Raw genomic sequence first — 22,926 nt, forward strand, 5'->3', positions numbered from 1 at the left:
AGGAGGTCGTCATGATGAAGCTTCCTGTGCTGCTGGCTCTCGCGGCAGGGCTCGCGCTTGCCGCCTGCGACAACAGCGTACAGCCCACCAAGGCGCCGAGCGACACCATCAATCAGAACCCACAGGTCGACAAGAATCCGGTGCCGAAATCGACCACCGGCGGCGACCAGCAGGGCACGCCGCCGGCGCAGTGATGGCGCGCCGAAGCGTGCAGGAAAACTCGGCCGGAAACAGGCGAGCGGTGATCGGGAAATGATGCTGCCGCCACAGAAGAAGGCCGGCGCTGCTTGGGAGGAAGCTGGAAAGCGCCGGCCAAGCGGGAAATCAGGCCCGCCGCATAGATGAAGATAGCTGAGTCTCTGCGCCGCGTCATTGCGTGATCGCGTTAGCCGCCTACCGATGGCGGCGCAAATCGTTGCGCGGTCTTTCGAGGCGCGATCTTTTCAGGGATGGAGAAATCTCTGAAAGGGGTCGTTTGTTCGGGAGGCTTGCCTTACGCCATTGCCGCGCGGGCCAGCGGCATGCCGGCGATTTCCAGATCCAGCTGGCGCTGCGTCAGCGCCGCTTCGGCCATGATCCACTGCTTGAACAGCTCCACCTTGCGGGCGCCGAGCGCATTGACGGGGCTGACGAAATACCAACCGGCGGTATTGGGATGATGCACCGCGAAGGGCGCCACCAGCCGCTCGGCGCGGATGTCGCTCGCCATATAGGCACGGTTGGCGACCGCAAAGCCCATGCCGGCATTGGCCGCCTCGTAGGACATCATGCAGGAATCGAAATAGATGCTCTTGGTTTCGCCCAGCACGAAGCTCGCCCCGGCAAAGCCCAGCCACGACTGCCAGTTCTGTGTACAAGTATCGGAGTGGAGCAGGGTGAAATGCCTGAGGTCCTCGGGCGTTACCTTGGACAGCGGCTTGTCGCCCAGCACCTCATGGAACAGCTTGCGGCTGCACACCGGCGTCAGGTCCTCCTTGAACAGCAGCTCGGAATTGAGGCCGGGGAAATTGCCGTCGCCATAGCGGATCTCCAGATCATATTCGGAGGCCGCAAATTCATGCGTGGCATAGGAGGTCGACACCCGCATCTCGATGTCCGGATACTGCCGCTGGAAAGTGGAGAGGCGCGGAAATAGCCAGCGCGCCGCGAAGGTCGGCAGCACGCAAATCTTCAACACATGCAACTGGGACTGACCGGTTGCCTCCATGCTTGCCGCCACGATCCGCTCCAGCGCCTCGCGCACGCGCGCCACATAGGTCTCGCCCTCCGGCGTCAGCGACACCGCGTTGCCGCCGCGCTGGAAGATCTTGAAGCGCAGCTGGTCTTCCAGGCTCTTCACCCGCTGGCTGACGGCGGAGGCGGTGATGAACTGCTCCTCGCCGGCGCGCGTGAAGTTGCGGTGCCTGGCGGCGCTCTCCACGATTTTCAGCGAGTTTAAGTTGACCTGACTGAGCAGACGCACGGGGTTCGACCTTTAGCTGGGCTTAAAGTAGCACCAGCATTCCTAAATTTACAGGGGCGGGCGGCTTAATCGACTGTTTACCAAGTGTTGCCCCCAGCTTGGAGAAGTAGAATGAACGCCCATACAATCCCCGAACTGCGCTATGCGATGAGCCGTGAAGCCATCATCGGCCATGATACGGCGTGGAAAGTGTCGAGCTTCGGCGTCGCCCAGTATCTTCACGGCTACGACCCGCAACTGCTTGCCGCGATCGAGGAGGCGGCGCTCAAGCTCAAGGCCAGCCATGCGGTGCACAAGCATCTCGACCTCACCTTCATCACCGGCGCCGACCGCTACATTCCGGAGATCAAGGAGCTGCTCAACGACAAGCTGCGCCTGGAACGGCTGTCCGACATGATGGGCACCAAGCTCGAACCCTATCCGCTGTCGATCGTCGGCTCGACCGTCACCTTCATGAACCCCAAGGACGGCGCCGTCGAATGGCACTGCGATGGCGTTCCGGTGACCGAGCTCATTCCGCTCTCGATCAGCGACCCTCTGATCGGCGGCCATCTTGAAATCTTTTGCGACGATTCCGAGACTGGCCGCGCCATCCTCGAATCCGGCCGCGACCTGCCGCGCAACAAGGTCATGCGCATCGATCACAAGATGAACTACGCCACGCTCGGCCAGTTCCTCGGCGTGCTCCATCGCACCGCGCCCATCCAGCTCGGTTCGCGCGTCACCCTGGTGCTCAATCAGCGTTCGGTGACGAAGCCTTATGTCGACGACAACCGCATGTTCTACCTCGCCGCCGACAACGACCAGGACCGCACCTGGGTGAACGAGCTGGCCGACGACGTCTGGACGAACCAGCTGCCCGCCTATCGCCGCCATGCCGAGGAGCATCCCGTGCCGAAGCCGGCTGCCGAGCCGGTCTCCGGCGGAGCAAGGGAATCGTGGTAGTGGCCGATGATCCAGCCGAGCGCCAGCGGTCTTCAGCGTTGCTGAGCCTCGGCCCGGTCGTGGCGGAAAGACAGCAATTGCGATCCAACGCCGCCTCGACGGCGGCGCTGGCGTTTGCCTTCGGCGCCGTGGCGCTGTGGGCGACCAATGCCCTGGTCGGCAAGACGCTGCTCGCCACCCACCCGGTGTCGCATGTGCAGCTCCTGCAATTCTGCGGCGCTGCACTGGTCTTTGCGGCGATCAGGCTGGCGAGCACTTCTCCTTCCCCCCTTGTGGGGGAAGGTGGATCGGCGCGCAGCGCCGAGACGGATGAGGGGTGTTCCAGCGAAGTGAGACGTCGGCGTTCCCTGGAACACCCCTCATCCGACCTCGCTTCGCGAGGCCACGTTCTCCCACAAGGGGAGAAGGGAAGGACCCCGGTCGCCGCCTACGCCGTCGGCTTCATCGGCCTGGTCGGCACCATGGTGCTGCAATACATCGCCTTCGCCTCGATGCCGGTCATCGAGGCCAATCTCGTCGCCTACACCTGGCCGCTGATGGTGGCCGCCGTGATCATCGTCATCGGCAATCCGAAGCGCCCGCTGTTGCTTGGGCTCACCGCCGCGCTCGGGTTCGCCGGCGTGGCGCTGGTGATCTCCGGCGGACGCGCGCATGCCTGGTTCGAAGGCAGCCTCGTCGGCTATTGCGCCGCCTTCGGCTCGGCGCTTTGCATGGCTTTCTATTCAATCGCCGTCGGCCGTCTCGCCGTGCCGCCCGATCGCCTGCTTTTGCCCTCCGCGCTGATCGGCGTGGCGCTGACCTTCGCCTGGTGCCTGCACGACGGCGCCGCCGGCCTGGGCGGCTCGGATTTGCTGCTCGGCCTCTATCTCGGCGCCGGGCCGATGGGGCTCGGCTATTATTTCTGGTCGCGGGCGCTCAGCCTCGACCACGGCGGCAGGCTCGCGGTCGTCGCCTATCTCACGCCGATCGCTTCCACGCTTTTGCTGGCACTGTCGGGCGAAACCATGTCGATGACGGCCATTGCCGGCGCCGTCCTCGTCATCGGCAGTTGCATTGCTGTCGGCATCGAACGTCCGGAGGCCTGAAGACCATGCCAGGAATCGCGCCAGGAATCGCGCCGGGAATCGCGCTTGACGACGAGGAACGCCGCGCCAGACAGGAGGCGCATTGGCTGGTGAAGGAATTCGGCGCCGAGGCACCGCTCTATGCCGCCATGAAGGCCGAGAAGGCCATCGAGCAGAGGGATTTCGGCCGCTGTGCGCGCTGGAAACGCGTGCTGGAGATCCTGGCCGACAGCCGGCCGGCGGACCTCCGGCGCGCCGCCGCGAAATAAGCGACTCGCCGTAACGTCATCGAATCGGACATGATCAGTCATAATCGATCATCCGAATCCGATGCTGCGCGACGGCTTCGATTTTTCGGATGCTGTTTTCGATTTTTGCAGGAATTACTCGCAGAAATTGAAGTGCTGTTTGCGTTGTTTACGCGCCCGTGCAGGCCTTCCGCGCTGTAAAGTGTTTGTTATAGGTATTAGAATTCCTAACTTGCGCGGCCGCGACCTGCGGTGAAAACATACCTCCGGTATTGAGTCTCGTGCGTTTACTGACTCTGGGCCGTCCGTTGGGGGACAGGTCCAATACGATACCTAGACCAAAGTCTTAAAAACAGCTGGTCATTTTGAGAGCCAGCAGAGGATGAAAAAATTGTCCAATATCGATGACAAGACTGCAATCGAGCTGACCGCCGACATTGTTTCGGCCTATGTAGGCAACAATCCGCTCCCCGCTTCCGGCCTGCCTGATCTGATCGCCAGTGTCAGCGCATCGGTGCGCAAGCTCGCCGGCGGCGCCGCCGTCAAGGAGAGCGCGCCGCAGACGCCGGCCGTCAATCCGAAGCGTTCGGTCTTCCCCGATCACATCGTCTGCCTCGAGGACGGGAAGAAGTTCAAGTCGCTGAAGCGGCACCTGTCGACCGACCATGGCCTGACGCCGGACGAATACCGCGCCAAATGGGGCCTGCCGGCGGACTATCCGATGGTGGCGCCCAGCTATTCGGCGACTCGCTCGGCGCTGGCCAAGTCTTCCGGCCTGGGCCGCAAGCCGGCCGCGGATTCCGGCAAGGGCAAGCGCAAAGCCAAGGCCTGAGGCCGGCCGACCATGCTGCCTGCAAAGGACGGCGCTACGCCGTCGGCCGACCGCTTGGCCGCGCTCGACGCATTGCGTCGCAGGGTGGCCATCCAGTCTTCCGCCGACGCCAGCGAGGGGGTCAAGGCGCGGCGCGTCCTGTTCTCATTGGACCTGCCGGCCGTCGATCTGCATACCGCGCTCGACGCGCTCGACAACTTCGAGCGCGCCATCGTCGAGCATGACTACCGGCTGGTCGTCGCTGCGCGACGGTTGAGATGCCTCGCCGTCCTGGACGGCATCATCCGCGGATGAAAAAAGGCATGGATAGCGTCCTCGGCATTCCGGGCGTTAGCTTTTTTTCGTCTGGAATTGCGCGAAGGTTCTGCCGGACGGCTGCTCTGGCAGTCCTCAGTTGCGAGGCGGCTTGCCGGCCTCCGCGCGGCGGTCCTGCTCGGCCGCGAGGCTGTCCGCCTCGACAGCCGTCATCTCCAGAAAATAGACCAGCATCTGATAGCGCGTGCGTGAAAGCATCTTCGCAAGCCTGCGCGTGATCTCCGCCACATATCTCAGCATGCGCAGATCGTTGGCTGCTCCGTCCATCGTGAGCTCCTGACACAGTCAAGTTATTGTTGTTATTTTTGATTGTTATTGGCGCCTAGGCGCGAATCACGGCGCAATCATAAATTCGCAGGATTGCGGAAAAACCGAAACCAATTTTTCGCTAAGCATCACGGCCTGACCGAAAGATTTTGCGACCTTTTCTGGTGGCATCGATACGACCCGCACTAATATAAGCCGAAGTGGAACTTACGGTTGTTTGGCAGGCTGGCCTGATCTTCCGCACGGCAATGGTCATTGCCCACCGAATGGTGGGCAGGCGGCGGTCCGGACCGAACGGCCTGGCCCGCCATGTCGCTCAGTCCTTGTAAGCGGAACAGAAGGCCGGCGGATTGTCGTTGCCGATCATGGCGCAGCCGCGCTTGATCTCGTCGATCATCATGCTGCACGCGTTCTGGCCGTTGCAGGGCGGATGTGTCGCCGGCGATACCTGAATGCATTGCGAGACATATTGGTCCGATTTCGCCTTGCCGGCCGACTGCACGCACGGCCTCGTGTCGTCCCGGCTTGCCTGGGCAGGTGCCGCCGCGGGCGCAGCCTTCGCAGGCGCGGCGCCAGCCGTCGCAGGCGCGGCGCCGCCGGCGGTTTGCGGCGCGCAGGAGAGGTCGCCTTCAGGGCATTGCAGTTGGTGCTGCAACTGGGTCAGCCGCGTCTTGGTCAACTCCGCCTTGCAGGTTTCGACCAGGCTCGAATAAACCGAGCCGTCGGCATAAGGCTTGGTACGGAAGGCGCATTCCTTGTCGCGGAATGGAATCCAGGCGCGTTGCGCATCACGAAGGCGCTGCTGGTCGGCGGCAGCCAGGCGTCCCGTCAGCGCCTTGTAGACGGCGTTGAGCGCGGTATCGGCCGAGGCTGCGTCCTTGGCCGTACAGGTGGCAAGGTCGGCCTGCGTCTTCGCCGCCGCGCAATCTGCCGCTGCCGCATGGGCCGCGGGCGTTGTGAGAAGCAGGGCAAAGCCGGCGGCATAGAGCAATCGCTTCATAGGGGCACCTCGTGATGACAGTTCTACAAGGCCCGCCGCTACAACCAGCATAGGTTGAGACCATAGCGGCGATCAACGTGAAACCGATGACGTGGTAGCCGAAGTGTGAGTGAGTGATTGGCGAAAGCGGCGGGGCTGCCGATCTTCCCCCTTGTGGGGAGATGCCCGGCAGGCCAGAGGGGGGCGCTGTCCCCCGGCATCTCGGCCATTCATAGGCGACGCCTGAGGCTATTTTCCGCTATTGATTTGGATCAGCAGGTGTTCCGTCGCGCCCCCCTCTGGCCTGCCGGCCATCTCCCCCACAAGGGGGGAGATTGGCTGTACCTGCGCCCCGCTCACGGGTTCGGTGGGGGAGAGCACTGCAGTGGTGTTGCCCTCAAACAACACCACCTGTGTCGCCAGCGCGGCTGTCGTGGCGACTTGGAAGAAGATGAAGGCGAGGGCGAAATAGCGGATCACGGGGCTCAAAACGCTCCGACCGGCAACTGGTTCCCTCATCGGGCTTGATCGAATGGCCCGCGGCCCGACACGGGGAATCCTCATCGCGGGCCCTGGCTCTTGCGAAGCGCCGATGTCCCGTGCAAAAGCCCGCCCATGCTTATCATCAACGACCTCTCGCTGCGCATGGCGGGGCGCCTGCTTCTCGACCATGCCTCGCTGACCTTGCCGGCCGGCACCAAGGCCGGTCTCGTCGGCCGCAACGGCACCGGCAAGACAACGCTGTTCAAGGCGGTCACCGGCGATTTCCCGTCCGAGACCGGCTCGATCAGCCTGCCGAAAAACACCCGCATTGGGCAGGTGGCGCAGGAAGCGCCGGGCACCGAGGAGCCGCTGATCGAGATCGTGCTGAAGGCCGATGTCGAGCGCGCGGCGCTGCTGGAGGAGGAAAAGACCGCGAGCGATCCGCACCGCATCGCCGAGATCCACACGCGGCTCGCCGACATCGACGCGCATTCGGCCGAATCCCGCGCCGCCACCATCCTCGCCGGCCTCGGCTTCGACGATGCCGCGCAGAAGCGTCCCGCCTCGTCCTTTTCCGGCGGCTGGCGCATGCGCGTGGCGCTGGCCGCCGTGCTCTTCTCCGAGCCCGACCTTCTGCTGCTTGACGAGCCGACCAACTATCTCGACCTCGAAGGCACGCTTTGGCTGGAGAACTATGTCTCCAAATATCCGCACACCGTGCTCTTGATCTCGCATGACCGCGACCTGCTCAACCGCGCGGTCAACTCGATCGTCCATCTCGACCAGAAGAAGCTGACCTTCTGGCGCGGCGGCTACGACCAGTTCGAGCGCCAGCTGACCGAGCAGCGCGAATTGCAGGAAAAGAGCCGCGCCAAGCAGGAAGCGCAGCGCAAGCATATGGAATCCTTCGTCGAGCGTTTTCGAGCCAAGGCTTCGAAGGCGAGGCAGGCGCAATCCAGGCTGAAGGCGCTGGAGAAGCTGAAGCCGATCGCCGCGGTGGTGAACGACACGGTGCGGCCGTTCTCCTTCCCCGAGCCGATGAAGACGGTGGCCTCGCCGATCGTGGCGCTCAACGGCGTCAATGTCGGTTATACCGATGGCAATCCGGTCCTGAAGAAGATGACCCTGCGCATCGATGCCGACGACCGCATCGCGCTGCTCGGCGCCAACGGCAACGGCAAGTCGACTTTCGCCAAGATGCTCGCCGGCCGCCTCAAGGCCGAGACCGGCACCATGACCATTGCGCCGGGCCTCAAGGTAGCGATCTTCGCCCAGCACCAGCTCGACGATTTGCGCCCGGAAGAAAGCGCCTATGAGCATGTGCGCCGGCTGATGCCGGACGCTCCCGAGGCCAAGGTGCGCGCTCGCGTCGCCCAGTTCGGGCTCTCTACCGAGAAGATGAATACCGCCGCCAAGGACCTGTCGGGCGGCGAGAAGGCCAGGCTTTTGATGGGCCTGTCGGCCTTCGAGGGGCCGAATCTCTTCATCCTCGACGAGCCGACCAACCACCTCGACATCGACAGCCGTGAATCGCTGATCCATGCGCTGAACGATTTCCCGGGCGCGGTGATCCTGATCTCGCACGACCGGCATCTGCTCGAGGCGACCGCCGACCGGCTGTGGCTGGTCAAGGACGGCGCGGTCAATCCGTATGACGGCGATCTTGAGGACTACAAAACGCTGGTCACCGGCGTCTCGTCCAATCGCCGCGAGCAGAAGGACGCGGACAAGGCGTCCAAGGCCGACCGCCGCCGCGAGGCGGCCGCCCGGCGCTCGGCGCTCGAGCCGCTCGCCAAGGAAATCCGCGCCACCGAGGCGCTGATGGACCGCATCCGCAAGCGCATGGACCTGATCGAGGACGAACTCGCCAACCCGGCGATATACGAGAAGGACCCTTCGACCGCGACGCGGCTGGCCAAGGAGCGTTCGCAACTGGCGCAGACGCTTGCCCAGAACGAGGACAAGTGGCTGACGATGTCGGCCGAGTATGAGGAGGGGATTGCGGAGTAGCGCGGTTTCCCCTTCTCCCCTTGTGGGAGAAGGTGGCCGCGAAGCGGCCGGATGAGGGGTGTTCCAGCTTGACGCAACCTTCGCAAGCGTTGGAGGCGCAACGGGATCGTCAACGCCTCATTCCTTCCAATACCCCTCATCCGGCCGAGCTTCGCTCGGCCACCTTCTCCCACAAGGGGAGAAAGGGGAGGAGCTATCTGGCCCTACACGCCACCCCCAAAACCCGCTAAACACCCCGCATGAACCAGCACGCCAAGCTCAGGATCGGCCACTCGGCCTGTCCGCACGATTGCCCATCCACCTGCGCCCTCGAAGTCGAACTGCTCGACAAAAACCGCATCGGCCGCGTCCATGGCGCCAAGGCGAACAGCTACACGGCAGGCGTCGTCTGCGCCAAGGTCGCCCGCTATGCAGACCGCGTCCACCACCCCGACCGCCTGCTGAAGCCGTTGGTGCGCGCGGGCGCCAAGGGCGAAGGGGCCTGGAAGGAAGCGAGTTGGGAAGCCGCCCTCGATCTCGTCGCCGAGAAGTTCATCGCTGCCGAAGCGAAATACGGCTCGGAGACCGTCTGGCCCTACTACTATGCCGGCACGATGGGGCTGGTGCAGCGCGACGGTATCGAGCGGCTGCGTCATGCGAAGAAATACTCGGGCTTCTTCAGCTCGATCTGCACCAATCTCGCCTGGACCGGCTGGATGATGGGGGCGGGCGCTTTGCGCGGTCCCGATCCGCGCGAGATGGCGAAGTCCGATTGCGTGGTGATCTGGGGCACCAATGCCGTGGTCACCCAGGTCAATGTCATGACCCACGCGACCAGGGCGCGAAAAGAGCGCGGCGCCAAGATCGTCGTCATCGACATCTATGACAACGCCACCATGAAGCAGGCCGATCTCGGCCTTGTCTTAAAACCCGGCACGGACGGCGCGCTCGCCTGCGCGGTCATGCATGTGTTGTTCCGCGATGGGCTCGCCGACCGCGCCTATCTCGAAAAATACACCGACGACCCGCGCGGGCTAGAAGAACATCTAAAAGTGCGGACGCCGGAATGGGCGGCCGCCATCACCGGGCTCTCCGTCGCCGAGATCGAGGCTTTCTCCCGTCTCGTCGGCACGACGAAGAAGACCTTTTTCCGCCTCGGCTACGGTTTCGCCCGCCAGCGCAACGGCTCGGTCAACATGCATGCCGCCTCCTGCATCGCCGCCGTCACGGGCGCCTGGCAATATGAGGGCGGCGGCGCCTTTCACTCCAATTCGGGCATCTTCAAGCTGAACCAGGACGTGCTGGAGGGCACCGCGATGCGGGACCCGAAGGTGCGCTATCTCGACCATTCGCGCATCGGCCCGGTGCTGACCGGGGCCGATGACGCGCTTTATGGCGGCCCGCCGGTGACGGCAATGCTGATCCAGAACACCAATCCGGTGAATGTCGCGCCCGAGCAGCGGCTGGTGAAGCAAGGTTTCTTGCGCGAGGACCTGTTCACCTGCGTGCACGAGCAGTTCATGACCGACACGGCCAAGCTCGCCGATGTCGTGCTGCCGGCGACGATGTTTCTGGAGCATGACGACATCTACAAGGGCGGCGGCAACCAGCACATCACGCTCGGCCCCAAGCTGATCGAGCCGCCGGAAGGGCCGCGCCCCAACCACTACGTCAATGAGGAGCTCGGCAAGCGCCTCGGCGTCGCCGACCAGCCGGGCTTCGGCCTGACCGAGCGGCAGCATATCGACATCATCCTCGGCAAGCGCGGGATCGGCAGCTTCGACAGCCTGAAGGAACAGAAGTGGGTCGACCTGCAGCCCGATTTCGACGATGCGCATTTCATCAACGGCTTCGGCCACGCCGACAAGAAATTCCACTTCCGGGCCAACTGGACCGGACAGTCGGCGCCCAACCGGCCGCCGAAGAGCATGGGCCTGTTCGGGCCGGTCGAACGGCTGCCGGAATTCCCCGACCATGTCGACCTGATCGAGGTTGCGGATGAGGAGCATCCGTTCCGGCTGACGACTTCGCCGGCCCGCAACTTCCTCAACTCGACCTTTGCCGAGACGCCGGTGTCGAAGGCCAAGGAAGGCCGGCCGGAACTGCTGCTCCACCCGGAAGACGCAGCCGCGCTCGGCATCGAGGACGGCGGCCGCGTCGAGGTCGGCAATCGCCGCGGCGACCTCGTGCTGCACGCAAAACTCTTCGACGGCGTGAAGCGCGGCGTGGTGGTGGCCGAAGGCATCTGGCCGAACAGCGCGCATGAGCGCGGCGAGGGCATCAACGTGCTGACCGGCGCCGACGCCCCTGCGCCCTATGGCGGTGCCGCCTTCCACGACAACAAGGTCTGGCTGCGCGCGCTTTGACCCACTTCGCGGTCGGCCATTGCTTGGTGGCTCACCAAGTGGGATCTCGGCCTTCGAGATCATCGTCCGGGACGAACTGCGATTGGCGACCAAGACTGGCATAGGGGGCCAGGTAGGCCATTTTGAGTGCATCGGCCCACAAACCGGATATGGCGTTGAGCGATGCGCCGATAGCGAGCCTCGGCAAGCTTAGCCGCTGCAGTTTGAGGCGTCGGACGGTACCCGGGGCTGTGGCGAGGATGTGGGTCATGATGTCCTCCTATGACGATGAGAATGACACCGCTTCCCGCTCAGGTCCTTGGCGCGGAGCTGAAAAGTCCTGAACAGCCCTGAAGTTCGCCTTCGGGGTCGTCTTGGATTATCTTGGCCGCGAGGGACGGGTTCTTGGCCAATGGACTTGGAGTTTGGGAACTATCGTTTGAAACGAGCCGAACGGCGGTTGCTGGGCCCGCAAGGGCCGGTCGAGCTTTCGGCTCGTTCCTTCGACATCCTCGCCATGTTGCTGGACAGACCCGACGAGGTGATCGGCAAGACCGAACTCTTCGATGCGGTCTGGCCCGGCCTGGCGGTGGAGGAGAACACGCTGCAGGTCCATATTTCGGCGCTCCGCAAGCTGCTGTCCGCCGAGATGATCGTGACCGTGCATGGGCGCGGTTATAAATATGCCGGTCCCAGGCCCTTCGTGGTTGCGGCAGACGCTACGGCGCCGTCCAGACCATCCATCGCCATACTTCCCTTCGACAACATGAGCGGCGACCCGGAGCAAGACTATTTCAGCGACGGAATTACCGAAGACATCATCGCCGAGCTCGGCAAATATAGGGAGTTTCTGGTCATTGCGCGGAACTCCTCCTTCCAGTTTCGCGGCAAGGTGCAAGACCCGGCAGAGGTGGCAAGCAAGCTTGGTGTCCAATACGTCGTCGAAGGCAGCGTGCGGAAGATCGGCAACAGGGTGCGGATCGCCGTACAGCTGACCGACGCGTCGTCGATGGCTCATATCTGGGGCGAACACTACGATCGGGAACTCGACGACATTTTCGCCATCCAGGACGAAATCACCCACATGATTGCAGCGCGTCTGGCCCGGCAGGCCAGAACCGCGATTGCGTCGCGCGCCAGGGCCCGGCCGACCAGCAACATGTCGGCGTACGAGTTCTACTTGCGGGCGCTGCAACTCGCGGCCGTCTATGAGACCGTGCTCGAAGCTGAACCCTTTCTGCGCCAGGCAGTAAAGCTCGATCCGCAGTTTGCCGCCGCCCACGCCATGCTGAGCTTCGTGGAGTCCATCAAGTTCTATTGGATCTCTTCCAATCCCGGTCATCTGCACTCCGGACTTGAGATCGCACGAACCGCATTGCAGCTCGACCCCGACGAGGCCTATGGGCACCTAGCCAGCGGCTTCGCTCTCTTGTATCTGCGCCAATTCAGGCAGTCTGAAATCAGTCTTGATCGTGCGGTTGCGCTCAACCCGAACGATCCGTTCATTCTCAGTATCCGGGCCATTCACCTGAACTACACCGACAGGCCGGATGAGGCGCTCGTTGAAATAATCGAAGCCCAGCGCCGCGACCCATACGCCGTGGGATGGTATGACGATTTTCGTAGCATCATCCTGACGACGGCTGGACGATATCGCGAGGCGATGGCCTGCTACGCGAAAATGGCGACCGTGCCGGCGTGGTCGCTCGTTCGTCTTGTCGTCTGCCATTCCGAACTCGGCGAAATCAGGCAGGCGCAAGACGCCCTGGCAAAGGTCAAGGCACATTTTCCTGGACTAGGCCTTGACGAGATCGTTGAGACGGAAGTGGACTACTATGAGGATCCCGCCGTGTGCAGCCGCTATCGCGCAATCCTACACCGCGTTGACAATCAAGAGTAAGCTTATCCCACGCCGCAGCGCGCCATGAGTTCACGGCCTGGTTACTTCGCGGCCTGAGCGCCCAGCGTCTTGATCGCTTCAGCGGCAGACTTGCGGGCCGCGGCGTCGATGCCGGACGTTGCCCTTGTCCTTGGCGAAGGCGATGAGCGCGGCGCGCGTTTCCTCGTCGCATCCATCCTCACCAGCGCCGTCGATGCCGGCCTTGCGGGCTGCAGCGAGGACGGAGTCGCAGGCGTCCGGCGCGAAGGCGAACTGGCCCATGATGGCGCCGAGCGTCAGCGGATCCTGCAAACGTGGATCGTCGCGGATTGCTTGCAGGGTGGCGTTGCCCACTGCCTTGGATTTCCGGTCCTTCGCGATCTGCGTCAGGTCGAAGATGAACTCGAATTCCGGCTTGTCGACGCCCTCGGGTTTCGACACCAGGATATCCAGCGCATAGCGCGTGATCTCCTCGGCCGTGACGACCGACCGGATGGCCCTTGCCTGGTGGTAGTTGCGCACCAGCACCCAGCGGGAGGGGAGGTCGCCATAGCGGGCGAGCATGCCGAGCTGCTTGATGGCGGCAAGCTTCTGCTTGTCCGTCTTGGCCGCCTGCGCCTGGGCGAACACCTTGTCGCGGACGCGGTCGAGCATTTCGCCGGCGACCTCGCCCGAAGCCGGTGCGGCCTGCTGTGTCCCAGCCGCGGTCTGGGTGCTGGGGGCATCGGTGAGCGGGCCTTTCGCATCGACCCACGCCGCGAGCGCCTTGCGAGCGTCCGGGCCGAAATAGCCTTTCGGCTCGCCGGCATAAAAACCTTCACTCTTCAACGTCGTCTCGATCGCCACGCGGATTTCGTCGGGCAACGCCTTGCCGACGCTGACCAGGTTTTGCTCGTCGAGGCCGGCCGGCGCTTCGCGAAACGCGTCCATCACGGCCGCCGCAACCGCCGCCGCTTCGGCGCTGGAGGCCGGCCCGGAAAAGAGGCCGCTCAGTTCGATGTCGGCACCGCCGCCGAACACGCCGGCGCCCATTCTGCCGAAGCCGTCATTGTAGAGCGCAATGCGGTTGGTGATGCCTTCGCGCAGCGTCATCAGGTGGTCGAAACTGTCGAAGGTGAAGGCATCGGCGAGCTTGCTTTTTGCCTTGAGCGAACCCAGCCGCGCCGCCTCGCGCCACGCGTGCAGCCGCTCGCGCGGGTTCTTGTCGATGCCGAGACCGTTGTCATAGGCGTCGCCGAGCGCCACCATGGCTTCGACGCTGCCGAGATTGGCGGCGTTGATCAGCATCGCGGTCGCCCTGACGTCGTCCTGTGGGTAGACCAAGCCCCGCCGCAGCAGCTTGGCATGAAGCAGATAGGCCTGCGGCTCTTTCTTGCCTTCGCCCTCACCGATCAGCGCTTTCAGATCATCGTCGCTCAGGCCGCCGTCGCGGCGCGACGGCCGATAGGTGGTCGAATCGAGATTGGCGTATTGCGTCGAGGCGTAGAGCCAGAGCGCGTCGCGGTCGCCCGCGTCCGCCAGGGGCTTCAGCATGGCGCGCGCGGTTTCCTCGTTCTTGAACTGCTGATCGTCCGAAAGCTGCAGCCGCGCCAGCGCCAGCGCCGCGCCGGGCTCTCCGGCATCGGCGCCGTCGCTCAGGCGTTCGACCAGCAGTTCGGGATAGTCGACCCGCACGCCGTCATAGTCGAGAAGCGAGCCCGCGAGCCTGATGCAGGCATCGAGGTCCCATGAGAGGTTGAACAGCTGGACCGCCGCGCGCGGCTGGCGGCCGACGAACTTGCCGTCCAGCAGCAGGCCGGCGAGCATCGGCCCGGCCTCGGCAACATGGGCGGCGGGCAGCATGGCGATGGCGCGCTTGCCGTCCGCCGGGCCGCCTTCCCCCTTGGCCAGCATGTCGGCCAGCATCGGGATGGCGTAGTCGTCGTGACCGGCGCGCGCCTCCAGCAACTGCCTGGCCTTTGCCGCATCCTGCGGCGTCCCCCGGCCCAGCCGCAGCGCCGTGATGTAGGCGAGCGCGGATCGTGCGGAGTCATTGGTCCCGGCCTGGGAATCGGCCTCGACGGCATGAAAGGCCTTTTGCTGCTCGTCGCCGGTGAAGCCGTCCTTCTCCAGCGTCGTCTGTGCGATCAGCAGCGGCATGGCGGCGCGGAGCTGGGCGTCCCATTCACCGGGCGACTGGCCCTGGACCGGCGCGTCGATGATGTGCCGCGCGGTCTCGACCAGCTTGCGCGCGTCGCGGCGCAGCAGCGGCCCGTCGTTATACTGACGGAGCAGCGTCATCAGGGCTGTCAGATGACCGGCGGCGCCAGCTTTCTGCAAGGCATCGAGCGCCATTTCGCGGGTGACCGGCGGCGCACCGGCATCCGCGCTGTCGCGCCGATGCACCGAGTAGAATTCGTAGAGCAGGAAATTCGCTTCGGGGCTGCCGCCATCGGCCAGCGGCTTGACCTGCGGGATCAGCCAGGTCAGTCCCGGCTGGTCGAGCGCCACTTCGACCCTCAGCCATTGCAGCGTCAGCCGCTTTTCCTGTGGCGCGCCGAGCATCGCCGCCTGGCATTTGTTGGCCACGTCTTTGAGTTTGCTGAGGTTCATATCCTGCGGGAAGAGCTCGCCATACTGGACCGGCGGGGCCTTGGCCTCAGGGTCGAGCGGCACGGAGGCGCCCCGGTCGCAGACGCTGATCGCCTCGGCGAGCGCGGCCTTCTTCGCCGCATCGTCGGGTTTGTCGGAAGATGCCTGGGCGGCGAAGGCCCCGCTGGTGAGTGGTGCGAGCGCGAGGCAGGAAAGAACCAGAACATGCACTGGCCGTAACATGGGCGTCCCCCACCGACACGGTCCGGGCGTCGTAGCCGGACACTGGCACCAAATTAGCACGTCACGTCAGCGATGATGAGTGTGGCGCTTCACATTCGCGTACGGTTCGCCTGCATCTGCGCAGCGATGTCGTGGTGCCGTAGCCGGCTGAATCAATTTGCCAAGGCGGCGTGCTAAAGCTTTGTTCCGACTCGCCTCTCGACAGGGATAGCCATGCCGCAACCGCTCAGGATAGCCATTGCCGGCGCGCTCGGGCGCATGGGCCGGCAGATGGTGGAGGCCGTCGCGCGGGACTCGCGGCTGCAACTCGTCGCCCGCTTCCACCGGCCGGGCAGCATTGGCGAAGGGCTGGTCCCGCGCGATGAAGCGCTGGCGTTTGCCGATGTCGTCATCGACTTCACGACGCCCGCGGCGTCAGTTGAACTGGCACAGACCTCAGCGGCGCGCGGCGGTCCCGCGCTGGTGATCGGCTCGACCGGCTTCGATGCCGCCGAACTGGCCGCGATCGCCAAGGCCGCGGAGAAAGTCGCCATCGTGCGCTCCGGCAGCTATTCGCTGGGGCTAAACATGCTGACCGGCTTGGTCGAGCAGGCGGCGCGAGCCCTTGGCGGAGACGACTGCGACATCGAAATCCTCGAGGCCATCGCTTCAAGGTCGATGCGCCGTCGGGCACGGCGTTGATGCTGGGCGAGGCGGCTGCGCGCGGGCGCGACGTCAGGCTGGAGGAGGTGGCGAAGCGCGCCCGGGATGGCGTCACCGGCCCGCGCCCCGCCGGCGAGATCGGCTTCGCCGTGCTGCGCGGCGGCAGCATCGTCGGCGAACACAGCGTCGGCTTCCTCTCTGAGGGCGAGAGGCTCACGCTCTCGCATACCGCCGGCGACCGCTCGATGTTCGCGCGCGGCGCCATCGCGGCGGCGCTGTGGGTCGCCGGACGCTCGGCCGGTGAATATGACATGCAACATGTGCTTGGTTTTGGCGCCCCGTGGCAGGCAAATCCGGTCGAATTCCATTTCAACGGCCGCTAAAACGACTGAAAGCCAGCTGAAAGCTTGGTCGTGCCATGACAGTTTTGCGGCGTTCGCCGCGTGACCGGTCCGGGAGCGGCCGGCAAGGAGGAAATGCGGCGCAGCCAGGATGGCGCGCCGCCCAGGTGGAGGAAGTTACGTGACCGGTTTCATCTCTAAATGCGCCCTGCGTTCCGCGGTGCTGACGCTTGCCATGGTTGCCGCAGGCGCAACGACTGCGTCGGCCGCCGACAAGATCTCGATCATGGTGGGCGGCTACGAAAAGCAGATCTACCTGCCTGCGAAGCTCGCCGAGGCGCTCGGCTATTTCAAGGATGAAGGGCTCGACGTCGAGCTGCTCAACGAGCCGGCGGGCGTCGATGCCGAGAACGAGATGCTGGCGGGCGCCGTGCAGGGCGTGGTCGGCTTCTATGACCACAGCATCGACCTGCAGGCCAAGGGCAAGTTCGTCGAATCCGTCGTCCAGTTCAGCCAGGCGCCGGGCGAGGTCGAGCTGGTCTCTGCGAAACATCCCGAGATCAAGTCGCCCGCTGACTTCAAGGGCATGAGCCTCGGCGTCACCGGCCTCGGCTCCTCGACCAACTTCCTGACCGAATATCTTGCGGTGAAGAACGGGCTGAAGCTCGGCGAATTCACCTCGGTGCCGGTCGGCGCCGGCAACACCTTCATCGCCGCCATGCAGCAGGACAAGATCCAGGCCGGCATGACCACCGAGCCGACGATCACCCGGCTGCTCAAGACCGGCGAGGCCAAGGTGCTCGTCGATATGCGCACCGTGGAAGGCACGAAGGCGGCACTTGGCGGCACCTATCCGGCCGCATCCCTCTACATGCAGACCGAGTGGGTCGACGCCCACAAGGAAACCGTTCAGAAGCTCGCCAACGCCTTCGTCAAGACGCTGAAGTTCATCAGCACCCATAGCGGTGCCGAGATCGCCGAAAAGATGCCGAAGGACTACTATGTCGGCGACAAGGAAGGCTATGTGAAGGCGCTCGACGCCGGCAAGGCGATGTTCACCCCCGATGGCGTGATGCCGCAGGGTGGACCGGAGACGGTTCTGACGGTGCTGTCGGCCTTCAAGAAAGAACTGCAGGGCAAGCAGATCGACCTCTCCAAGACCTACACCACGGAATTCGTGAAGAACGCGAAGTAGCGGACAAATCGCCGGCGCGGGTTTCAGCCCAGCGCCGGCGCCCTATCCTGTCTTTACGTCCGGCGATCCCCCGCGCGGCGATTGCCGGTTATTGGAGTATCTGACCATGCCTGTCGAAAAGACCGCTCCGGCGATCGAGCTGATCAATGTCAGCCGCCGCTTCCTTTCCCCCACCGGCAAATCGCTGACGGCGATCCGGGATTTCACCATGACGGTCGAGCGCGGCGAGTTCGTCGCCGTCGTCGGCCCGACCGGCTGCGGCAAGTCGACGACGCTCAACCTCGTCACCGGGCTTGCCAGCCCGAGCGCCGGCGAGGTCCGCGTCATGGGCGCGCCGGTCAAGGGCATCGATCCGCGCATCGGCTTCGTGTTCCAGACCGACGCGCTGTTCCCGTGGCGCACGGTGATCGAGAACGTGATGGCCGGACCGCTGTTTCGCGGCAAGCCGAAGGCGCAAGCCCAGGCCTCGGCCCGCGACTGGCTGGCGCGCGTTGGCCTGGCGCGCTTCGAGCAGCACTATCCGCACCAGCTTTCCGGCGGCATGCGCAAGCGCGTGGCGCTCGCCCAGACCTTCATCAACGGCCCCGAGATCCTGCTGATGGACGAGCCGTTCTCCGCGCTCGATGTGCAGACGCGCGTGCTCATGCACGAGGAGCTGCTGCGGCTGTGGTCCGAGGCGAAGGCGTCGGTGGTCTTCGTCACCCACGATCTCGAGGAAGCGATCGCGTTGGCCGACAAGGTCTATGTGCTCACCGCCGGGCCGGCGACGGTGAAATCCGTCTACACGATAGACCTGCCGCGCCCGCGCGTGGTCGCCGACATCCGCTACGACCAGAGCTTCATCGATTACTCGCGCACCATCTGGGCCGACCTCAAGGAAGAGGTCGAGACCAGCTACGCCCGCGCGGCGGCATGAGGGAGGCTGAAATGACCGACGCCACCATCAACATCTCCACCGCGAACTTCCGGCCGGGAACCTCGGACGCGGAGATCGAGGCTGCTGCCGCCAAGGCGGCCGTGAATCGCCGCCGCACCGTCCTGTTTTGGCGGCTCGGTATCCTGATCGCCTTCCTCGGCTCATGGGAGCTCGCCGGCCGCATGGCCTGGATCGACCCCTTCTTCTACGCCATGCCGAGCACGATCGCGGGACGGCTCTATGAGTGGATCACGGAGGGAACGTCGGAAGGGCCGCTCTGGTATCACCTCTACGTCACCATGGAGGAATCTGTACTGGGCTTCGTCACCGGCTCGGTGGCGGGCATCATCATCGGCGTCGCGCTCGGCCGCAATCGCATGGCCGCCGACATCTTCTCCATCTACATCAAATTGATCAATTCGATCCCGCGCGTGGTTCTGGCGCCGATCTTCATCATGATCCTCGGCCTCGGCCTTGCCTCCAAGGTGGCGCTGGCCTTCGTCATGGTGTTCTTCGTCGTCTTCCACAACGCCTTCCAGGGCGTGCGCGAGGCCGACCGCGCAATGATCGCCAATGCCCGCATCCTCGGCGCCTCCGACTGGCAGTTGACGCGCTCGGTGATCGTGCCGTCGGCGATGAGCTGGATCTTCGCCAGCCTGCATGTCAGCTTCGGCTTCGCCATCATCGGCGCCATCGTCGGCGAGTTCGTCGGCTCGCGCTTCGGCATCGGCCTCTTGATCAACATCGCCAAGGGCTCGTTCGACGCGGCCGGCATGTATGCAGCCATCGTCATCGTCATGGTCGTGGCGCTGGGCGCCGAATACCTGATGACGCTGGTCGAGAACCGGCTGGCGAAATGGCGGCCGCAGCCGCTCCACGAGACGCAGTGAACGCGCCAGGTTCTGCAAGCAGCTGAGCTCTAGCCACCTGCCAGCGGCAGCCGCACCTCGACCTTGAGCCCGCCTGTGGCGGCGTCGCCAAGCGCTACGCTGCCACCGGCATTTTCGACCACCTCGCGCACGATCGCCAAGCCCAGCCCGCTGCCTTCCTCGTTGGTGCCGGCCATACGGTAGAAGCGCTCGAAGACATGCTCCCGCTCTTCAGGCGGAATGCCGGGTCCGTCATCGGTGACCGTGAGCTCAGCCTCGCCATTCGAAGCAGCAAGCTTCACGGTGACGCTGCCGCCGGGCTTGGAATAACGCAACGCGTTGTCGACAAGGTTGACGATCATCTCGCGCAGCATCGTGCCGTCGCCGATCACCGGAACAGGCCCGGTTTCCTCCAGCCCAAGATCGATGTTGCGTTCGATTGCCCTCGGCGCGTGCGTTTCCAGCACTTGCCGGGCGGCTTCGGTGAGGTCGATGCGGTCGGCGCGCGGTCGCCGGCTGCCGGGCTCGGCGCGCGAGAGCGTGAGCAACTGTTCGGCAAGCCGCGCCAGCCGGCCGGAGCTTGCCTGCAGCGCCACCAGCGCTTCCTGGCGCTGATCGGCGGCAGTCTCGCGCAGCGCATAGCTTGCCTGGGTCGACAGCAGCGCCAATGGCGTGCGCAGCTGGTGCGCGGCATTGGCGATGAAGCGGCGCTGCGCCGCCATTTGTGCCCGCACGCGCGCCATATACGCGTTGAGCGCATCGATCAGCGGCCTGATCTCGCTTTGCGCGCCGAGAACCTCGACGGGGTCGAGCTCGCTGCGGCTCGGCGAACGCACCGCATCGCGCAGCCTTATTAGCGGCGCAAGGCCGCGGCGCAGGCCAAGCAGCACGAACAGGCCGGCGATCGCCACCAGCGCCAGCTGCTGCGCGAAGGCGCTGAGCCACAGACGTTTCACCATCGCGTCATGCCCGGCAAGCGTGACGCCCACGGTGACCTTGATCGGTGAATCCGCGCCGGCGCCGATCACGGCTTGGCTGAGGGTCAGGAGGCGGAGCCGGTGATCGCGGTAGGAAGCCTCGATGCTGTCGCGCTGATTGGCCTTTGGCAGGTCGGGATAACCGGTCAGCAACCGCCCGCCAGCGGTCTCGACCCGGTAATAGACACGGTCGCGGTCGCCGGTGTCGAACATCTCGAGCGCTGCCGGCGGAATGGTGGCATAGAGCACGCCGTCGTTCATCGCCACCTGCTCTGCGATCGCGCGGGCCGATCCGAGCAGCATGCGGTCGGTAACCAGATCGGCGGTGGCAAGCGCATTGCCATGGCTGGTCCACAGGTTGACGGTGGCAAGCCCGGCCAGCGGCAGCACCACCCATGCCAGCAATTGCAGGCGAAGACTGCTAATCCGCATCGCGACTAATCTTCATGGCGCAGCAGATAGCCGAGGCCGCGCAAGGTGGCGATCTGGACGCGCGATCCTTCCAGCTTCTTGCGCAGGCGGTGCACATAGATCTCTATGGCGCTGGGATCGGCGTCGGTCTCGAAATCGTAGATCGCCGCCGAGAGTGCAGCCTTGCTCACCGTGCGCCCGGCCTTGACCACCAGCTGCTCCAGCACCGCATGCTCGCGCGGCGTCAGCGAAAGCGCCGTGCCGCCGAGCGAGAACAGCCTGGTGTTGGTGTCGAAGACCAGGTCGCCGCAGGAAATGACCGGCGCTGTCCGGTCGTTTGCGCGGCGCAGCTGCACACGGATGCGCGCCTCGAGCTCCTCGATCTGGAAAGGCTTTGCCAGATAGTCGTCGGCGCCTTCGTTGAGGCCCTTGACCCGGCCATCGAGGCTGGCATTGGCGGTGAGCACGATTACCGGCACCGGGTTGCCGCGCGCCCTCAGCCGCTTCAGCACCTCCATCCCGCCCATGCGGGGCAGGGCAAGGTCGAGGATGATCAGCGCATGGTCGCCGGCGGCCAGCGCATGCTCGACATCCTCGCCGTCATGGACGACATCGACGACATAGCTCGCCTGGCGCAGCGTCTTGCTCAGCCAATCGGCCAGTTCGCGATTGTCTTCGACAAGCAGGATCCGCATCGTTGATCGCTGTTCAGGAATGCCTCCATCCGGGCCGCCGGCCTTTCGCGAGCGCGGCCGGCGGCCCGAACGGACAGTTGAAGACAATCGATAATATCGATCCGCCGGCAAGGCAAACGTCGGCTAAGGCCCGCTCCGCCGGCCGGTTCAAGCCTCGCCTTTGCTTCAACGAAAATAAAACCGAACGGTTCGGTTCAATTTATGTTGACGGAACGTGTGGCTCAGGTGAACGGTGGCTCACCGAAAAAGGGCGTCGAGCCGCGCGGAGATCGCCGTAACATATTGATATTTAATGAAAAGAATGTGACGCGAGGGACGTCCACACGAATTTCAAGGTCGAACCAATCGGTTCGATTTGCAAATTTTCGTGATTGGAAATGGCAACCGTGCCGACCCATCTCGCAGTAGTCCGAGCGACGCGAATTTCCATTACGGCACGCCACTTGACGGACAGGATTTTGAAATCCGGAGTACCTAAAATGAACAAGATTGCTCTTACCGCCGCTGCCTTCCTCGTTGCCACGGGCAGCGCTTTCGCAGCCAGTGACCACTACGGTTCCGACAACGTCAACCAGCCGGCTGTCACCCAGTCCGTCGTTCCCCAGTCTGGCGACAACATTGATCGCAGCATCACAGGCTCGATCCGCAAGTTCGAGCAGCGCAACCTCAAGATCACGCCCGACTCGGTCCAGCCGGAATCCGGCCAGGGTATCTGGGGCCGCTAAGCCGCTCCGTGCCGGACCAATCAGACACATCAACCCGCAAATCTGGAGTAACTAAAATGACCAAGATCGCTCTTACCGCCGCCGCCCTGCTTGTTGCCACCGGTGCCGTTTTCGCCGGCTCCGACAATTACGGCTCGGCCAACGCCAACCAGCCGGCCGCTTCGGTCGACACCTCGTACACCGCTTCGGTCAGGAAGTCGGATGCGAATGTCCAGAAGCCGGTCGCCCAGGGCGCCGACCGCGACCTCTTCGGCAACCACTAACCGGTTCCGGTCTTCGATAGACCTCAAAGCGGCGGGCTTGTCCCGCCGCTTTGCTTTTATGAAAGCCGGCTATCGGTGGGCTTGAATCCGATGGGCGGAGGTTCCTTCTAACCCATTGTTCAAGATGAGCTTTCGAGGCGAGGTCTCAAACTGCGCCTGCGAAGCGACTGGCAACGAAGAAATTTCGCCCGGGAATAAATCGAGGGCGTTCCAGGTCTTGTCGGCAGCGGGGCCATCCTCCCAAGGCACCGCCGATGAAACGACAGGACA

Annotated in this window: 22 protein-coding genes and 1 pseudogene; 15 read left to right on the plus strand and 8 right to left on the minus strand. The window is 64.1% G+C overall.

Annotated elements, in window-relative coordinates; all coding sequences use genetic code 11:
• Window positions 1-11: 11 nt before the first annotated feature.
• The gene (locus tag RFN30_RS03490; protein ID WP_320260724.1) at window positions 12-194 is read left to right on the plus strand and encodes a hypothetical protein; all 183 of its coding nucleotides are present in this window, start codon (window positions 12-14) and stop codon (window positions 192-194) included.
• A 299-nt stretch (window positions 195-493) separates the two neighbouring features.
• Here the strand turns inward: RFN30_RS03490 and RFN30_RS03495 are convergent, their stop codons facing one another.
• Entirely contained in the window at window positions 494-1,462 is a 969-nt protein-coding gene (locus RFN30_RS03495) for a LysR substrate-binding domain-containing protein (protein WP_320260725.1), read from the minus strand.
• 111 nt (window positions 1,463-1,573) lie between these two features.
• On the opposite strand from RFN30_RS03495, the gene RFN30_RS03500 reads away from it, so the two are divergent.
• The 5 genes from RFN30_RS03500 to RFN30_RS03520 all read left to right on the plus strand — a co-directional run bounded on the left by RFN30_RS03500 (window position 1,574) and on the right by RFN30_RS03520 (window position 4,845).
• Window positions 1,574-2,407: a hypothetical protein gene (locus tag RFN30_RS03500; protein ID WP_320260726.1), complete on the plus strand. Its 834-nt coding sequence runs from the start codon at window positions 1,574-1,576 to the stop codon at window positions 2,405-2,407.
• A 41-nt stretch (window positions 2,408-2,448) separates the two neighbouring features.
• Window positions 2,449-3,492: a DMT family transporter gene (locus tag RFN30_RS03505; RefSeq protein WP_430698627.1), complete on the plus strand. Its 1,044-nt coding sequence runs from the start codon at window positions 2,449-2,451 to the stop codon at window positions 3,490-3,492.
• 5 nt (window positions 3,493-3,497) lie between these two features.
• Window positions 3,498-3,740 carry a hypothetical protein gene (locus RFN30_RS03510; protein WP_320260727.1) on the plus strand — a complete coding sequence of 81 codons (243 nt, stop codon included), beginning with the start codon at window positions 3,498-3,500 and terminating at the stop codon, window positions 3,738-3,740.
• A 361-nt stretch (window positions 3,741-4,101) separates the two neighbouring features.
• A complete protein-coding gene (locus RFN30_RS03515) occupies window positions 4,102-4,551 on the plus strand; it encodes a Ros/MucR family transcriptional regulator (RefSeq protein ID WP_320260728.1) in 450 nt (149 codons plus the stop codon).
• Between the two features lie 12 nt (window positions 4,552-4,563).
• Window positions 4,564-4,845: a hypothetical protein gene (locus RFN30_RS03520; RefSeq protein WP_320260729.1), complete on the plus strand. Its 282-nt coding sequence runs from the start codon at window positions 4,564-4,566 to the stop codon at window positions 4,843-4,845.
• A 96-nt stretch (window positions 4,846-4,941) separates the two neighbouring features.
• Here the strand turns inward: RFN30_RS03520 and RFN30_RS03525 are convergent, their stop codons facing one another.
• The 3 genes from RFN30_RS03525 to RFN30_RS03535 form a co-directional block, all read right to left on the minus strand.
• On the minus strand, window positions 4,942-5,133 hold the full coding sequence (locus RFN30_RS03525; protein ID WP_320260730.1) for a hypothetical protein: 192 nt from the start codon (window positions 5,131-5,133) through the stop codon (window positions 4,942-4,944).
• A 316-nt stretch (window positions 5,134-5,449) separates the two neighbouring features.
• Complete coding sequence (locus RFN30_RS03530; RefSeq protein ID WP_320260731.1) at window positions 5,450-6,133, minus strand: lysozyme inhibitor LprI family protein; 684 nt, start codon at window positions 6,131-6,133, stop codon at window positions 5,450-5,452.
• Window positions 6,134-6,361: 228 nt separating this feature from the next.
• On the minus strand, window positions 6,362-6,601 hold the full coding sequence (locus tag RFN30_RS03535) for a hypothetical protein (RefSeq protein ID WP_320260732.1): 240 nt from the start codon (window positions 6,599-6,601) through the stop codon (window positions 6,362-6,364).
• A gap of 126 nt (window positions 6,602-6,727) precedes the next feature.
• Between RFN30_RS03535 and RFN30_RS03540 the strand changes: the two genes are divergently transcribed.
• On the plus strand, window positions 6,728-8,605 hold the full coding sequence (locus RFN30_RS03540; protein WP_320260733.1) for an ABC-F family ATP-binding cassette domain-containing protein: 1,878 nt from the start codon (window positions 6,728-6,730) through the stop codon (window positions 8,603-8,605).
• 239 nt (window positions 8,606-8,844) lie between these two features.
• Window positions 8,845-10,950 (plus strand): molybdopterin-containing oxidoreductase family protein, encoded by a 2,106-nt coding sequence (locus RFN30_RS03545; protein WP_320260734.1) that lies wholly within the window; start codon window positions 8,845-8,847, stop codon window positions 10,948-10,950.
• Window positions 10,951-10,981: 31 nt separating this feature from the next.
• Here the strand turns inward: RFN30_RS03545 and RFN30_RS03550 are convergent, their stop codons facing one another.
• Entirely contained in the window at window positions 10,982-11,200 is a 219-nt protein-coding gene (locus tag RFN30_RS03550; RefSeq protein WP_320260735.1) for a hypothetical protein, read from the minus strand.
• A gap of 168 nt (window positions 11,201-11,368) precedes the next feature.
• Here RFN30_RS03550 and RFN30_RS03555 point away from each other — a divergent pair, with 168 nt between their 5' ends.
• The gene (locus RFN30_RS03555) at window positions 11,369-12,829 is read left to right on the plus strand and encodes a winged helix-turn-helix domain-containing tetratricopeptide repeat protein (RefSeq protein WP_320260736.1); all 1,461 of its coding nucleotides are present in this window, start codon (window positions 11,369-11,371) and stop codon (window positions 12,827-12,829) included.
• A gap of 78 nt (window positions 12,830-12,907) precedes the next feature.
• On the opposite strand, the gene RFN30_RS03560 is transcribed toward RFN30_RS03555, so the two are convergent.
• Complete coding sequence (locus RFN30_RS03560; RefSeq protein WP_320260737.1) at window positions 12,908-15,622, minus strand: tetratricopeptide repeat protein; 2,715 nt, start codon at window positions 15,620-15,622, stop codon at window positions 12,908-12,910.
• 213 nt (window positions 15,623-15,835) lie between these two features.
• Between RFN30_RS03560 and dapB the strand changes: the two are divergent.
• The 4 genes and pseudogenes from dapB to RFN30_RS03580 all read left to right on the plus strand — a co-directional run bounded on the left by dapB (window position 15,836) and on the right by RFN30_RS03580 (window position 19,606).
• Window positions 15,836-16,647: pseudogene (gene dapB, locus RFN30_RS03565) on the plus strand (4-hydroxy-tetrahydrodipicolinate reductase).
• Window positions 16,648-16,840: 193 nt separating this feature from the next.
• Window positions 16,841-17,800 carry an ABC transporter substrate-binding protein gene (locus RFN30_RS03570; protein ID WP_320260968.1) on the plus strand — a complete coding sequence of 320 codons (960 nt, stop codon included), beginning with the start codon at window positions 16,841-16,843 and terminating at the stop codon, window positions 17,798-17,800.
• Between the two features lie 106 nt (window positions 17,801-17,906).
• Window positions 17,907-18,716, plus strand: a complete 810-nt coding sequence (locus RFN30_RS03575) for an ABC transporter ATP-binding protein (RefSeq protein WP_320260738.1) — start codon at window positions 17,907-17,909, stop codon at window positions 18,714-18,716.
• 11 nt (window positions 18,717-18,727) lie between these two features.
• The gene (locus tag RFN30_RS03580; RefSeq protein ID WP_320260739.1) at window positions 18,728-19,606 is read left to right on the plus strand and encodes an ABC transporter permease; all 879 of its coding nucleotides are present in this window, start codon (window positions 18,728-18,730) and stop codon (window positions 19,604-19,606) included.
• 29 nt (window positions 19,607-19,635) lie between these two features.
• On the opposite strand, the gene RFN30_RS03585 is transcribed toward RFN30_RS03580, so the two are convergent.
• Together RFN30_RS03585 and RFN30_RS03590 are read right to left on the minus strand one after the other, a co-directional pair.
• Window positions 19,636-20,994, minus strand: a complete 1,359-nt coding sequence (locus RFN30_RS03585) for a sensor histidine kinase (RefSeq protein ID WP_320260740.1) — start codon at window positions 20,992-20,994, stop codon at window positions 19,636-19,638.
• A 5-nt stretch (window positions 20,995-20,999) separates the two neighbouring features.
• Window positions 21,000-21,668 (minus strand): response regulator, encoded by a 669-nt coding sequence (locus RFN30_RS03590; protein ID WP_320260741.1) that lies wholly within the window; start codon window positions 21,666-21,668, stop codon window positions 21,000-21,002.
• A 479-nt stretch (window positions 21,669-22,147) separates the two neighbouring features.
• Here RFN30_RS03590 and RFN30_RS03595 point away from each other — a divergent pair, with 479 nt between their 5' ends.
• Window positions 22,148-22,393, plus strand: coding sequence for a DUF680 domain-containing protein (locus RFN30_RS03595; protein WP_320260742.1), 246 nt, complete (start codon window positions 22,148-22,150; stop codon window positions 22,391-22,393).
• 56 nt (window positions 22,394-22,449) lie between these two features.
• Window positions 22,450-22,656: a DUF680 domain-containing protein gene (locus tag RFN30_RS03600; protein WP_320260743.1), complete on the plus strand. Its 207-nt coding sequence runs from the start codon at window positions 22,450-22,452 to the stop codon at window positions 22,654-22,656.
• The last annotated feature ends 270 nt before the right edge of the window (window positions 22,657-22,926 follow it).

Origin of the sequence: Mesorhizobium dulcispinae (genome assembly GCF_033977345.1) — a bacterium.
Classification (GTDB): Bacteria; Pseudomonadota; Alphaproteobacteria; order Rhizobiales; family Rhizobiaceae; genus Mesorhizobium; species Mesorhizobium dulcispinae.

Excerpts from the sequence above, each read along its gene's own strand:
- RFN30_RS03520 (WP_320260729.1), top strand. The coding sequence starts at position 4,564 with ATGCTGCCTGCAAAGGACGGCGCTACGCCGTCGGCCGACCGCTTGGCC.
- RFN30_RS03540 (WP_320260733.1), top strand. The coding sequence starts at position 6,728 with ATGCTTATCATCAACGACCTCTCGCTGCGCATGGCGGGGCGCCTGCTT.
- RFN30_RS03585 (WP_320260740.1), bottom strand. The coding sequence starts at position 20,994 with ATGCGGATTAGCAGTCTTCGCCTGCAATTGCTGGCATGGGTGGTGCTG.
- RFN30_RS03525 (WP_320260730.1), bottom strand. The coding sequence starts at position 5,133 with ATGGACGGAGCAGCCAACGATCTGCGCATGCTGAGATATGTGGCGGAG.
- RFN30_RS03600 (WP_320260743.1), top strand. The coding sequence starts at position 22,450 with ATGACCAAGATCGCTCTTACCGCCGCCGCCCTGCTTGTTGCCACCGGT.
- RFN30_RS03570 (WP_320260968.1), top strand. The coding sequence starts at position 16,841 with ATGGTTGCCGCAGGCGCAACGACTGCGTCGGCCGCCGACAAGATCTCG.
- RFN30_RS03500 (WP_320260726.1), top strand. The coding sequence starts at position 1,574 with ATGAACGCCCATACAATCCCCGAACTGCGCTATGCGATGAGCCGTGAA.
- RFN30_RS03510 (WP_320260727.1), top strand. The coding sequence starts at position 3,498 with ATGCCAGGAATCGCGCCAGGAATCGCGCCGGGAATCGCGCTTGACGAC.
- RFN30_RS03575 (WP_320260738.1), top strand. The coding sequence starts at position 17,907 with ATGCCTGTCGAAAAGACCGCTCCGGCGATCGAGCTGATCAATGTCAGC.
- RFN30_RS03550 (WP_320260735.1), bottom strand. The coding sequence starts at position 11,200 with ATGACCCACATCCTCGCCACAGCCCCGGGTACCGTCCGACGCCTCAAA.
- RFN30_RS03580 (WP_320260739.1), top strand. The coding sequence starts at position 18,728 with ATGACCGACGCCACCATCAACATCTCCACCGCGAACTTCCGGCCGGGA.
- RFN30_RS03560 (WP_320260737.1), bottom strand. The coding sequence starts at position 15,622 with ATGTTACGGCCAGTGCATGTTCTGGTTCTTTCCTGCCTCGCGCTCGCA.
- RFN30_RS03590 (WP_320260741.1), bottom strand. The coding sequence starts at position 21,668 with ATGCGGATCCTGCTTGTCGAAGACAATCGCGAACTGGCCGATTGGCTG.
- RFN30_RS03490 (WP_320260724.1), top strand. The coding sequence starts at position 12 with ATGATGAAGCTTCCTGTGCTGCTGGCTCTCGCGGCAGGGCTCGCGCTT.
- RFN30_RS03595 (WP_320260742.1), top strand. The coding sequence starts at position 22,148 with ATGAACAAGATTGCTCTTACCGCCGCTGCCTTCCTCGTTGCCACGGGC.
- RFN30_RS03545 (WP_320260734.1), top strand. The coding sequence starts at position 8,845 with ATGAACCAGCACGCCAAGCTCAGGATCGGCCACTCGGCCTGTCCGCAC.
- RFN30_RS03530 (WP_320260731.1), bottom strand. The coding sequence starts at position 6,133 with ATGAAGCGATTGCTCTATGCCGCCGGCTTTGCCCTGCTTCTCACAACG.
- RFN30_RS03515 (WP_320260728.1), top strand. The coding sequence starts at position 4,102 with ATGAAAAAATTGTCCAATATCGATGACAAGACTGCAATCGAGCTGACC.